The organism is Pseudonocardia sp. SID8383 (assembly GCF_009864975.1).
Taxonomy (GTDB): Bacteria; Actinomycetota; Actinomycetes; order Mycobacteriales; family Pseudonocardiaceae; genus Pseudonocardia; species Pseudonocardia alni.
Genome location: NZ_WWFY01000204.1, coordinates 1 through 11,291 on the forward strand (window position 1 = coordinate 1; position 11,291 = coordinate 11,291).

Sequence of the window (11,291 nt, forward strand, 5' to 3'; positions counted from 1 at the left end):
CGCGTCGACGTCGGCGCCGAGCCAGCCGCGCAGGCCCGCGCCGGGCGTCGTCGCGTCGGCCGGGGTCCGCCAGGCCGACGCCAGCACCAGCGCGTCCAGCACGGTCAGCGCGACGGTGCCCAGGTCCTCGCAGGCGCGCTGCACCGACGCCCGGATCGAGGCGCGGGTCGCGAGCACGGTGAGGTCGCCGGGGGGCGGGACGGCGAGGTCCGGACGCGCGCGCAGCAGCGCGGCGAGGAACCCGTCGTCCTGCCCGCGCAACCACTCGACCAGGGACGTCTGCATCATCGCCAGGGTAGTCGGACGATCGCGGGCGCACCGGGGCGGACAGCCGCGCCCGCGTCCGCGATACTGGGCACAGGAGACTGCCGCGGTCCCGCCCGGGACCGGACGACGACGCTGGAGGACGCGATGGCCGCCAAGCCCGCGAAGCAGGACCGGATCCACCCGGAGTGGCCGCACTCCGACGAGGGCGACCACCCGGTCACCGAGCTCCTGGGCAGCGTCCAGGGAAACATGTCGCCGTTCGGCGACATCGAGTTCCCGGTCGCCAGCGTGCCCTACGAGCACCCGGTCACCGAGATCAACCGCTGACCGTGGTCGCCGGCCTGTTGCTCGCGGGCGGCGCCGGGCGCCGCATGGGCACCCCGAAGGCGCTGGTCCGACTGCACGGTGAGCCGCTCGCGGTGCGGGCGGTGAAGGCGCTGCAGGCGGGTGGGTGCGGCCCGGTCACCGTCGTGCTCGGCGCCCGCGCCGACGACGTCACCGACGTGCTGCGCGGCGCCGGCCTCGGCACCGACGGCAGTGACGTCGGTGTCGTGGTCGCCGAGGACTGGGACGAGGGCATGGGCGCGTCGCTGCGGCGCGGGCTCGGGTCGCTGACCCACCTGCCCGGCACCGGCGCGGCGCTGGTGCACCTGGTCGACCTGCCGGGCATCGGGCCGGAGGCGATCCGCCGGGTCGTCGACGGCGCCGGGCCGTCGTCGCTGCGGCGCGCCGCGTTCGACGGCGTCCCCGGGCACCCGGTCCTGCTCGGCCGGGACCACTGGTCCGGGGTCGTCGCGCTGTCCTCCGGGGACTCCGGCGCCCGTGACTACCTGGCGGGCCGCTCCGACGTGGAGCTGGTCGAGTGCGGCGACGTCGCCGTCCCGGACGACGTCGACACCCCCGGGCAGCTGCGCCGCCTCGCCGGTACCTGAACCACCGCACCGGCCCCGACACACGTGCGCCCCGGTCCCTCGCGGAGGGACCGGGGCGTCGTCGTGCCGGGATCAGGTGTTGATGACCTGGCCGGGGGTGATCAGGTGCCCGGCACCGAGGCCCGGGTTCTTGGACAGCAGGTCCTTCCAGTTCGCGATGCCGTGCGCGGCCGCGATCTGTCCCAGCGTGTCGCCGGACTTCACCGTGTAGGTGCCGCCGGACGACGCCGCGGGGGCGCTGGCCTTCACACGCTCCGGGGCCCGGGTGCCGGAGTCGGTCTCCAGGGTCCGCGGCGTGGCGGACCCGGACGCGCCGGTCTTGGACGAGCACGACGGCCAGGCGTTCCAGCCCTGGGCGGCCAGGACCTTCTCGGCGACGGCGATCTGCTGGGCCCGGGTGGCCTGGTGCGCCGACGTGGCGTACTCGCCGCCGCCATAGGCCTTCCAGGTGCTCGGGCTGAACTGCAGGCCGCCGTAGTACCCGTTGCCGGTGTTCGCGGCCCAGTTCCCGGTGCTCTCGCAGTGTGCGAGGGAGTCCCAGGTGGAGTCGGTGGCGGCGTTCGCGGTGCCCACGACCGCCAGCATCGGGGCGCCGAGGACGGCACCGGCGACGGCGGTCCGGGCGATCGTGCGGCCGGCGGTGCTCGGTTTGCGGTGTTTCCCACGGTAACGAGGCATGGCTGGCTCTCCCGCGTGACGCGTCCCGAACCGCACCCGGGGAATGGGTGCCCGTTCCGGCGGCCGGGGGAGCGGCCACCGATCCGTCTGTCGATCGGCCCTGTCCCACACCGATACCTCGGGGGCCGGTGGACCGCCGGACAGGGAGCGTTGCGGCACCGGAGCCCGGCCGCATGGGGGAGTCGGCCGAGCCGGGATCGAAGGTAGGTCACGTCAGGACGACGCGAAAGTCGACGGCGACACGGCGTGGCGTCGGACGTACCGGACACATGATGTTCGGGCAATGCGTTTGCGCAGGTGACGAGCCCCGATCACGAACGAGAAACGTTCGTGCAAACAGTGCGATCGGTCCACAAACGTGATACAGATCACAGCGACTGGGCCATCCGGGGGCCCCGGCCCGTATACACGGAGTGGCGGGGGCCGCCCTACCGGCGCCCCCCGTACTGTCGGGGTCGTGACCACCGAGCACAACCGGCCCGGCCCCGCGCTCAGCCACGTCGACGACGCCGGGGCGGCCCGGATGGTCGACGTCTCCGACAAGCCGCCCGGCCGCCGCGCCGCCGTCGCGACCGGGACCGTGCACACCACGGCCGAGGTCGTGCACCTGCTGGAGACCGACGGCCTCCCCAAGGGCGACGCGCTCGCCACCGCCCGCATCGCCGGGATCATGGGCGCCAAGCGCACCCCGGACCTCGTCCCGCTCTGCCACCCGATCGCGATCAGCGGGGTGACGCTGGACCTGACCCCGGCCACCGACGGCGACGCCGGCCGGGTCGCCATCCGCGCCGAGGTCCGCACCACCGACCGCACCGGGGTGGAGATGGAGGCGCTGACCGCGGTCGCCGTCGCCGGGCTCACCCTGCACGACATGATCAAGGCCGTGGACCCGGCCGCCGTGCTCGACGCCGTGCGCGTCGAGCGCAAGGAGGGCGGCAAGACCGGGCTGTGGGAGCGCGGGGCATGACCGCCGCGCGCACCGCCCGGGTCGTCACCGCGTCCAACCGGGCCGCGGCGGGCGTCTACACCGACCGCGGCGGGCCGCCGATCGTCGCCTGGCTGCGCGAGCGCGGCTACGACACCCCGGACCCGGTCGTCGTGCCGGACGGCGAGCCGGTCGGGCAGGCACTGCGGACGGCCGTCGCCGACGGGGTCGCGGTCGTCGTCACCACCGGGGGCACCGGCATCTCCCCCACCGACGCCACCCCCGAGGTCACCCGGGCCGTGCTCGACCACGAGATCCCGGGCCTGGCGGACGCGATCCGCCGCGCCGGGGAGGAGAAGGTGCCCACCGCAGTGCTCTCCCGCGGCCTGGCCGGGGTCGCGGGCCGCACCCTGATCGTCAACCTGCCCGGCTCCCCGGGCGGAGTGAAGGACGGCCTCGGCGTGCTCGCCGGGGTCCTCGACCACGCGGTCGACCAGCTGCACGGAGGAGACCACCGATGACCGATCCCGCGACCACGCGGACCGCGACGGTCCTGCGTGCGGCCGTCGGCGAGGAGCCGCTCGACGTCGACGAGCACGCCCGCCTGGTCGAGCACGCCGCGGCCGGCGCGGTCGTCACCTTCGCCGGCGTCGTGCGCGACCACGACGGCGGGAAGTCGGTGCACGGGCTGGAGTACAGCGCGCACCCGACGGCCGCCCGGATCGTCACCGAGGTCGCCGAGCAGGTGGCCGCACGCTCCCCCGGCGTCCGGGCGCTCGCGGTCAGCCACCGGGTCGGCCCGCTCGACATCGGCGAGGTCGCCCTCGCCTGCGCCGTCGCCGCCGAGCACCGCCGTGAGGCGTTCACCGCCTGCGCCGAGCTCGTCGACGAGGTGAAGCGGCTGCTGCCGGTCTGGAAGCACCAGCGGTTCGCCGACGGCTCCGACGAGTGGGTCAACTCGACCTGAGCCCGGCCGCGCACCCCCGGAACGACGGAACGGCCCGGGTCCGCCTCCCCGCGAGGGGGGAGGAGGACCCGGGCCGTCGTCCGCCGGGGCGGGTGCTGGGGACACCGCGCACCCCGTGTCGTCCGTCCCGGATGGCGGTCCGGGGACGGTCGGCGGGATCAGCCGAGGTTCAGGACCTGGCCGACGCTGATCACGTTCACGTTGCCGATGCCGTTCGCGGCGGCCAGCGCGGCGACGGAGGTGCCGTTCGCGGCGGCGATCTTCCCGAGGGTGTCGCCCGACTTCACCGTGTAACCGCCGGCGGCCGGGGCGGCCGCCTTCTTCTTCGGCGCCGAGGCGGCCGGGGCCGACGCCTTCACACGCTTGCTGGTGTCGGCCGAGTGACCGGTGATGCCCAGCTTCTTCGAGCAGGACGGCCAGGCGCCCCAGCCCTGAGCGGCCAGCACCTTCTCGGCGACGGCGATCTGCTCGGCGCGGCTCGCGTTGTACGCCGAGCCCTGGCCGCCGTAGGCGGACCAGGTGGACGGCGAGAACTGCAGCCCACCGTGGTACCCGTTACCCGTGTTGATCGACCAGTTCCCGCCGCTCTCGCACTCGGCGAGCTGGTCCCAGACGCTGTCCGGGGCGGCGTTGGCGGTACCGGCGATCGCAGCCGTCGCGCCGACCGCGACGACACCCGCCGCAGCCATGCGCAGGAGACTTCGGCCCTTGGGTCCCTTGGTCATTGTTCCGCTCCCACCGCGCCGTCCCGAGGACACGCACACTCCGCGCAGGAGGTCCCCAGGGCACAGGTGTGCCCACCGTGTCGTCGCGGGTGCGTCGATCGGGACCGGGGAGCGACGTCCATGACGCCCGCGGAGGTGGTCTCTCTCGTCCCCGTCCCGTTCCGTTTCCTCGACGGACCGGACAGCCGCGGGACGGGGGTGGTTCGGCGCGGCGGGTCCGGATGTGTGACTCGTTCAGGCGGCCGCTCCGGTGGACCGGCCGACGAGAAAGGTGAATGCGCGGAAAGAATTCGTCAATGAAGGGGCCCGTGAGCGGAATCACTGTGACAACGATGTAATTATCAGATTCTCCCTAAACGCACTGGTCAACGACGTCACATCACGGACCTATCACGTGGTCGTGAACATTTCTGATCCGGAAGCAACTCGAACCTTCCGGGGGCCTCGTTCGTCGTCACGGGGAGGTCCCGGACCCGCCCGCGCGGGGAGGAGGGACCCTCCTGCTGTGGCCGCGTTCACCGCTCGTCCTGCATGCTGGTTCGGTGAACGAACCTGCACCCGGCCCCGGGAGCCCGGCCGAGCTCGCCGACGCGCTGCGCGCGACCGGCTACCTCGCCGACGACGGTCTCGCGACGGCGGCCTTCCTCGCCCTGCGCATGAACCGTCCGCTCTTCTGCGAGGGCGAGCCGGGGACCGGCAAGACCGCGCTGGCCCAGGCACTGGCCGCCACGCTGGACGCACCGCTCATCCGCCTGCAGTGTCACGACGGAATCGACGCCGGTCAGGCCCTGTACGACTGGGACTTCCCCCGCCAGCTGCTGCACCTGCGCACCCTGGAGGCCGCGAGCGGGCGCGACGGGTTCGATCCGGACACCGTCGAGGCCGGCCTCTACGACGAGCGCTTCCTGCTGTCCCGCCCGATCCTGCAGGCGCTGCGCACCAGCCCGTCGGTGCTGCTCATCGACGAGATCGACCGCGCCGACGACGAGTTCGAGGCCTTCCTGCTGGAGGTCCTCACCGAGCACGCGGTGACCATCCCCGAGCTCGGGGAGGTGCGCGCCACGACGCCACCGGTCGTCGTCCTCACCTCGAACCGGACGCGCGAGGTGCACGACGCGCTCAAGCGGCGCTGCCTCTATCTCTGGCTGGAGCACCCGAACATCGAGCGCGAGATCGAGATCCTGCACAGCAGGCTGCCCGAGGTGCCCGAGCGCCTCGCCGCGTCGGTCGCGCGGGCCGTGCAGAAGCTGCGCCACGCCGACCTGATCAAGCCCCCGGGTGTCGCGGAGACCCTGGACTGGGCCCGGGCGTTGCAGCTGATCGGTGCCCGGCACCTGGATCCGGAGTCGGCGGCGCGCACCCTCGGCGCCGTCCTCAAGTACCGGGAGGACGCCGACCGGGTCCACAAGCAGCTCGACACCCTGCTGGCGTCCTGACCCGGCCGCGATGACCGTCCCCCCGAGCCCGTCCCCGGCGGCCCCGCCACGGCCGCCCGCGGCGGAGCCCACCGGCACCACCGACGAGCTGTTGACCGGATTCGTCGGGTTCACCGAGGTCCTGCGCGCGGCGGGGGTCCCGGTCACCCAGGACCGGGTGACCGCCTACCTGCAGGCGCTCGACACCCTGGAGGTCACCGACCGGGACCAGGCGTACTGGGCCGGCCGGCTGACGCTGTGCGCCGACCCCGACGACATCGTCCGGTACGACCTGGCGTTCCCGTCCTGGTTCGAGCCGACCAGCAACCGCCCGTCGAGCAACCGCGACGACCGCCCGCCCGCACCGCCGAAGCTGGCCGCGCTGCTGCCCGGCAGCGAGGGCGGAGAGGACGACTCCGACGACACCGACGGCCCGCAGATCAAGGCCGCCGCGACCGGCGCGGAGATCCTGCGCAACCGCGACCTCGGGGAGCTCTCCCCCGCCGAGCGCGAGCACCTGCGCCGGCTGATGACCCTGCTGAAGCCGGAGCCGCCGACCCGGGCGTCGCGGCGCCGCAGGCGCAACCGGCACGGGGAGGCCGACCCGCAGCGCACGTTGCGCGCGGCGCTGCGCAACCAGGGCGAGATCTTCCGGCTGGCCCGGCGCGACACCTCGCGCCGGCCGCGCAAGGTCGTGCTGTTGATCGACGTCTCGGGGTCGATGGAGCCCTACGCGGACGCGCTGATGCGCTTCGCCCACGTCGTCGTCCGTCGCTCGCCGCGCTCGGTCGAGGCGTTCACCCTGGGCACCCGGCTCACCCGCATCACCCGTGAGCTGCGGCTGCGCGACCCCGAGCACGCGCTGCGCGCCGCGGGCAGGGCGATCCCGGACTGGTCGGGCGGCACCCGGCTGGGCGAGGTGCTGCAGGCCTTCGTCGACCGCTGGGGACGCCGCGGTGCGGCCCGGCGGGCGGTCGTGGTCGTCTTCTCCGACGGCTGGGAGCGCGGCGGCACCGAGCTGCTCGGCACCCAGGCCGAGCAGCTGTCCCGGCTGGCCCACCGGCTGGTCTGGGTCAACCCGCACGCGGGCAAGGACGGCTACGCCCCGGTCCAGGGGGGAATAGTCGCGGCCCTTCCGCACTTGGACGACCTGCTGGCCGGGCACAGCCTGGACACGCTGGAGAAACTGCTCGAGGTGGTGCGCAATGCGTGACGTGATCGACCAGCTCGAAGGCTGGTGGAAGAACGGTGAGCCGGCCGCGCTCGCGACGGTGGTCGGGACCTTCCGGTCCGCACCGCGCCAGCCGGGGGCATCGATGCTCGTCGGCCCGGCGGGCGAGGCCGTCGGCTCGGTCTCGGGCGGCTGCGTCGAGGGCGCGGTCTACGAGCTCGGGCAGCAGGTGCTGTCCGAGGAACGACCGGTGCTGCAGCGCTACGGCGTCTCCGACGACGACGCGTTCGCCGTCGGCCTGACCTGCGGCGGCATTCTCGACATCTTCGTGGAGAAGGTGACCCCGGAGACCTACGCACAGCTCGGCCGGATCGCCGAGGCGATCCGCGACGAGGACCCGGTCGCGGTGGCCACGGTCGTCGCGGGCCCCTCGGAACTGCTCGGCAGGCGCCTGATCGTCTGGCCGGACCGGACCGAGGGCGGCACCGGCTCGGACCGGATCGACGACGCCGTGCGCGACGACGTCCGCGGTCTGCTCGACTCCGGCCGCAACGCGACGCTGACCTACGGCGTCCACGGCGAGCGACGCGGGGAGGGTCTGCAGATCTTCGTCGAGTCGTTCGCGCCGCCGCCCCGCATGATCGTGTTCGGGGCGATCGACTTCGCCGCCGCGGTGGCCCGGATGGGCACCTTCCTCGGTTTCCGGGTGACCGTCTGCGACGCCCGTCCGGTGTTCGCGACCGCGAGCCGCTTCCCGGGTGCCAACGAGGTCGTGGTCGAGTGGCCGCACCGGTACCTGCAGGCCGAGGCCGACGCGGGCCGGATCGACCAGCGCACCGCGCTGTGCGTGCTCACCCACGACCCGAAGTTCGACGTGCCGCTGCTGGAGGTCGCGCTGCGGCTGCCCGAGGTCGGCTACATCGGGGCGATGGGCTCGCGGCGCACCCACGACGACCGCCTCGAGCGTCTGCGCGAGCGGGGCGTGACCGAGACCGAGATCGCGAAGATGTCGTCGCCGATCGGGCTGGACCTGGGGGCCCGTACCCCGGAGGAGACCGCGGTGTCGATCGCCGCGGAGATGATCGCCCAGCACTGGGGCGGCGAGGGCATCCGGTTGGCCGAACGCGAGGGGCCCATCCACGCGTCCTGACCTCCTCCGCTTTCGGCCAGGCCGGAGCCGGTCGACGACCCGGCTCCGACCTGCGGATCGGCGCGCCGTCCGCCGATCGAGGGGGTCGCGGGACAGGGTGTCCCTGTACCGTGGGCCTCACGCTCGTGACAGATCCGCTCGCCGTCGGCGAGTGGTGAGTCGACAACGCGCAGCAGCAGGAGGAGGGCAACGTGGTCCTCACCGGTTCCGCCGGTTCCGTCGCCCCTGACCACGGGCCGCGCGGGACCGTGCGACGGGAGACCGTTCTCGTGCTCGACGGGGAGACCGGCACGTCCGGCACCGACGAGGGCTACACCGTCCGCGCGGCGCACCGCCCGCGGGAGCGGCCGCGGCTGTCCAAGTTCCACGCCCCGGAGATCGTCTTCGGGCCGGACTCGCTGCCGGAGACCGCGCACGCCGCACTACGGCTCGGTGCGCGCCGGCCGTTCGTCGTCACCGACCCGGGGGTGACCGAGGCCGGGTGGCCCGCCGAACTCCTGCGCCACCTGCGCGCCGCGGGCCTGCGCCCGCAGCTGTGGAACGAGATCACCCCGAATCCGAAGGACCACGAGATCCAGGGCGGGTTCGAGCGCTACGAGAGCTCCGGCTGCGACGTGGTGATCGGCGTCGGCGGCGGCTCGGTGATCGACGCCGCGAAGGGCGTCGCCCTGCTCGCGGCCAACGGCGGCACGATCCTCGACTACGAGGGCATCGACCGCATCGCCAACCCGATCCCGCCGCTGGTGATGGTGCCGTCGACCTCGGGCACCGGCGCCGACGTCTCCCAGTTCTGCATCATCACCGACACGGCTCGCCTGACCAAGATCACCATCATGGGCCGGGCCCTGGTCCCGGACGTCTCGGTGATCGACCCGCGGCTGCTCGTCACCATGCCGGACTGGCTCAACGCCGCGACCGGCCTGGACGCGCTCACCCACGGCATCGAGGCGTTCGTGTCGCTGGCCCACGGCCCGCTGACCGACACCCACGCGCTGCACGCGGTCGCGCTCGTCCACGCCAACCTGCCGACCACGATGATCCGCCGCCACGACGACGGCCCCCGCACCGCGATGGCGCAGGCCGCGCTCGAGGCGGGCCTGGCGTTCACGAACGCGATCCTCGGCGCCACCCACGCCATGAGCCACCAGGTCGGCGGCATGCTCGATCTGCCGCACGGCCTGATCAACGGGGTGCTGCTGCCACACGTGATCCGGTTCAACGGTTCGGCCTCCGACGCCGACGCGGCGCGCTTCGTCCCGATCGCCCAGGCCATGGGGCTGCCCGCCCGGCCGGGGATGCCCGGCGACGAGGCCGTGGACATGGTCGCGACCGAGGTCCGCAAGCTGGCCGACGAGGTCGGCGTCCCGACCGGGCTCGCCGCGATCGGGGTGCGCGAGGCCGACGTCCCGCGGCTGTCCCGGCTCACCCTCGGCGACGCCTGCCTGACCACCAACCCGCGCACGGCGAGCGTGGAGCAGATCGAGAACCTGTTCCGGGAAGCGCTGTGACGCCCGCACGGAGGCCCTCGCGGTGACCGCCGCCGCCCGCTTCCCGCGCCGCCGCACACCCGCACCGCCCTCGTCGCCGGCCGCCGGGGGCCGGGCCCGCCCCGATCTCGACCAGCTCACCGGCCTGCGGACGGGCAAGCCGTCGTTCTACCCGGAGTACCGTGAGGGGGCCGAGCGGCTGCGCCGGGTCATCCTCGCGCTGGACCGGATCTCGGCCGCGCTGGTCCGCACGATGGAGGGTTCCGAGGCGCTGGTCCGCGCGGTCGCCGACGCGGCCGCCGACCACCTGTCGGCGGACTGGGTGGTGCTCGGGCTCGTCGACGGCGAGCTGCCCGACGCCGCGCCGCGGCACATCGTTCTCGGGCCGGACGGGGTCGAGTGGGCCGACCTGGGGTCGGTGCCCGAGCGCGTGCGCCGGCACGTGGAGCGGCTGCACGCCGGTGACGGCCATCATCACCACCACGAGGACGACCCGCGTCCCCGGCACCTGCACGTCCCCATCCGGCTCGACGGACGCACCGTCGGCGGGTTCGTCGCGTGGACGCCGCCGGAACGGCACATCGACGACACCGACCACTCGGTGCTGCGCATCCTGGCCGGTCAGACGGCGTCGGCGCTGCAGAACTGCGCGCTGCTGGAGCGGGCCGAGCGGCTGCACGCGCGCACCGCGGCCCAGGCCGAGGACCTGCGCGTCCGCAACGACGAGCTGATGCTCACCCAGCAGGCGCTCGGGGCGGCCCGCCAGCGGGAGGTCCTCGACAACGAGCGGCACCGCATCGCCCGCGAGCTGCACGACAGCGTCACCCAGTACGCCCTGTCGGCCGGGATGCACATCGAGCTGTGCCGGTCGGAGATCACCGAGCCGGTCCTGCTCCAGCACCTCGACACGGCCAAGGACCTGACCCGGCGCGCCGTCGAGCAGCTGCGGTCGGCGATCTACGCGCTCAACGACGACGACCACGCCGACAAGGACCTGCCCTCGATGCTGCGGCAGCTGTCCACCGTGCACATGCCCGACGAGCTGCGGGTCGAGGTGACGATCGGCGGGGCCCCGGTGCCGCTGCCGCACGAGCACGAGCAGTCGCTGTTCCGGATCGCCGGCGAGGCGTTGTTCAACACGGCGATGCACGCGTCGGCCTCACGGGCGGTGGTGCGACTGGCCTACGCCGACGGCCGCGTCCGCCTGTCGATCTCCGACGACGGCGGCGCCTCCCCCGAGCAGATCCGCCGCACGCTGCGTGCGGCGTCGGTCCGCGGCCCCTCCGGGGAGCACCGCGGCCTCGTGAACATGGACGCCCGCGCCCGCGAGATGGGCGGGACCCTGCGGTTCCGCCGCTCGCGGATCGGTGGGCTGCAGGTGCAGGTGGACGTCCCGATCGGGGCGCCGGGGAAGGAGCTCGGATGAGCAGCGGCACACGGACCGCCCCGGGCGGTCCCGGGTACGTCACCGGCGGCACCGCCCGGGGCCGCGTCGTCACGGACGCCCGCAGCGGCGGCGGACCGGATGCCCGCGGCGGAGCCGGTGTCGGCGCGCGCGGCCCCGGCCACGGCGG

General features: G+C 74.0%; 12 protein-coding genes and 1 pseudogene. 10 read left to right on the top strand and 3 right to left on the bottom strand.

The features are described 5' to 3' along the window. Positions 1–288 (bottom strand): annotated as a pseudogene (locus GTW08_RS04770) (DNA-binding protein); the annotation flags it as partial. A 123-nt stretch (positions 289–411) separates the two neighbouring features. Between GTW08_RS04770 and GTW08_RS04775 the strand changes: the two are divergent. Together GTW08_RS04775 and GTW08_RS04780 are read left to right on the top strand one after the other, a co-directional pair. Next, complete coding sequence (locus GTW08_RS04775; RefSeq protein WP_073576669.1) at positions 412–594, top strand: hypothetical protein; 183 nt, start codon at positions 412–414, stop codon at positions 592–594. A gap of 2 nt (positions 595–596) precedes the next feature. Beyond that, complete coding sequence (locus GTW08_RS04780) at positions 597–1,199, top strand: nucleotidyltransferase family protein (protein ID WP_073576670.1); 603 nt, start codon at positions 597–599, stop codon at positions 1,197–1,199. Between the two features lie 72 nt (positions 1,200–1,271). Here GTW08_RS04780 and GTW08_RS04785 read toward each other — a convergent pair whose 3' ends face one another. Next, positions 1,272–1,877 carry a transglycosylase family protein gene (locus GTW08_RS04785; RefSeq protein WP_073576671.1) on the bottom strand — a complete coding sequence of 202 codons (606 nt, stop codon included), beginning with the start codon at positions 1,875–1,877 and terminating at the stop codon, positions 1,272–1,274. Positions 1,878–2,334: 457 nt separating this feature from the next. On the opposite strand from GTW08_RS04785, the gene moaC reads away from it, so the two are divergent. Genes moaC through GTW08_RS04800 form a run of 3 tightly spaced genes read left to right on the top strand, consistent with a single transcriptional unit; the run spans position 2,335 to position 3,769 of the window. Next, entirely contained in the window at positions 2,335–2,844 is a 510-nt protein-coding gene (moaC, locus tag GTW08_RS04790) for a cyclic pyranopterin monophosphate synthase MoaC (RefSeq protein WP_073576672.1), read from the top strand. Then, a complete protein-coding gene (locus tag GTW08_RS04795; RefSeq protein ID WP_073576673.1) occupies positions 2,841–3,323 on the top strand; it encodes a MogA/MoaB family molybdenum cofactor biosynthesis protein in 483 nt (160 codons plus the stop codon). The genes moaC and GTW08_RS04795 overlap by 4 nt, the downstream gene beginning before the upstream one ends. Beyond that, positions 3,320–3,769: a molybdenum cofactor biosynthesis protein MoaE gene (locus GTW08_RS04800; RefSeq protein ID WP_073576674.1), complete on the top strand. Its 450-nt coding sequence runs from the start codon at positions 3,320–3,322 to the stop codon at positions 3,767–3,769. Before GTW08_RS04795 ends, GTW08_RS04800 begins: the two co-directional genes overlap by 4 nt. Before the next feature lie 158 nt (positions 3,770–3,927). On the opposite strand, the gene GTW08_RS04805 is transcribed toward GTW08_RS04800, so the two are convergent. Beyond that, positions 3,928–4,494 carry a transglycosylase family protein gene (locus GTW08_RS04805; RefSeq protein WP_073576675.1) on the bottom strand — a complete coding sequence of 189 codons (567 nt, stop codon included), beginning with the start codon at positions 4,492–4,494 and terminating at the stop codon, positions 3,928–3,930. A 542-nt stretch (positions 4,495–5,036) separates the two neighbouring features. On the opposite strand from GTW08_RS04805, the gene GTW08_RS04810 reads away from it, so the two are divergent. The 5 genes from GTW08_RS04810 to GTW08_RS04830 all read left to right on the top strand — a co-directional run bounded on the left by GTW08_RS04810 (position 5,037) and on the right by GTW08_RS04830 (position 11,143). Continuing rightward, positions 5,037–5,930, top strand: coding sequence for an AAA family ATPase (locus tag GTW08_RS04810; RefSeq protein WP_073576676.1), 894 nt, complete (start codon positions 5,037–5,039; stop codon positions 5,928–5,930). 10 nt (positions 5,931–5,940) lie between these two features. After that, positions 5,941–7,122 (top strand): vWA domain-containing protein, encoded by a 1,182-nt coding sequence (locus GTW08_RS04815; RefSeq protein WP_083658813.1) that lies wholly within the window; start codon positions 5,941–5,943, stop codon positions 7,120–7,122. Then, positions 7,115–8,230 (top strand): XdhC family protein, encoded by a 1,116-nt coding sequence (locus tag GTW08_RS04820; protein WP_073576677.1) that lies wholly within the window; start codon positions 7,115–7,117, stop codon positions 8,228–8,230. Before GTW08_RS04815 ends, GTW08_RS04820 begins: the two co-directional genes overlap by 8 nt. A 191-nt stretch (positions 8,231–8,421) precedes the next feature. Then, complete coding sequence (locus tag GTW08_RS04825) at positions 8,422–9,738, top strand: iron-containing alcohol dehydrogenase (RefSeq protein ID WP_100878859.1); 1,317 nt, start codon at positions 8,422–8,424, stop codon at positions 9,736–9,738. 22 nt (positions 9,739–9,760) lie between these two features. After that, positions 9,761–11,143: a MadS family sensor histidine kinase gene (locus GTW08_RS04830; RefSeq protein ID WP_083658814.1), complete on the top strand. Its 1,383-nt coding sequence runs from the start codon at positions 9,761–9,763 to the stop codon at positions 11,141–11,143. Positions 11,144–11,291 lie beyond the last annotated feature (148 nt).

Coding starts and splice junctions, on each gene's coding strand:
- GTW08_RS04775 (WP_073576669.1), top strand. CDS start 412: ATGGCCGCCAAGCCCGCGAAGCAGGACCGGATCCACCCGGAGTGGCCG.
- GTW08_RS04785 (WP_073576671.1), bottom strand. CDS start 1,877: ATGCCTCGTTACCGTGGGAAACACCGCAAACCGAGCACCGCCGGCCGC.
- GTW08_RS04795 (WP_073576673.1), top strand. CDS start 2,841: ATGACCGCCGCGCGCACCGCCCGGGTCGTCACCGCGTCCAACCGGGCC.
- GTW08_RS04800 (WP_073576674.1), top strand. CDS start 3,320: ATGACCGATCCCGCGACCACGCGGACCGCGACGGTCCTGCGTGCGGCC.
- GTW08_RS04805 (WP_073576675.1), bottom strand. CDS start 4,494: ATGACCAAGGGACCCAAGGGCCGAAGTCTCCTGCGCATGGCTGCGGCG.
- GTW08_RS04815 (WP_083658813.1), top strand. CDS start 5,941: ATGACCGTCCCCCCGAGCCCGTCCCCGGCGGCCCCGCCACGGCCGCCC.
- GTW08_RS04820 (WP_073576677.1), top strand. CDS start 7,115: ATGCGTGACGTGATCGACCAGCTCGAAGGCTGGTGGAAGAACGGTGAG.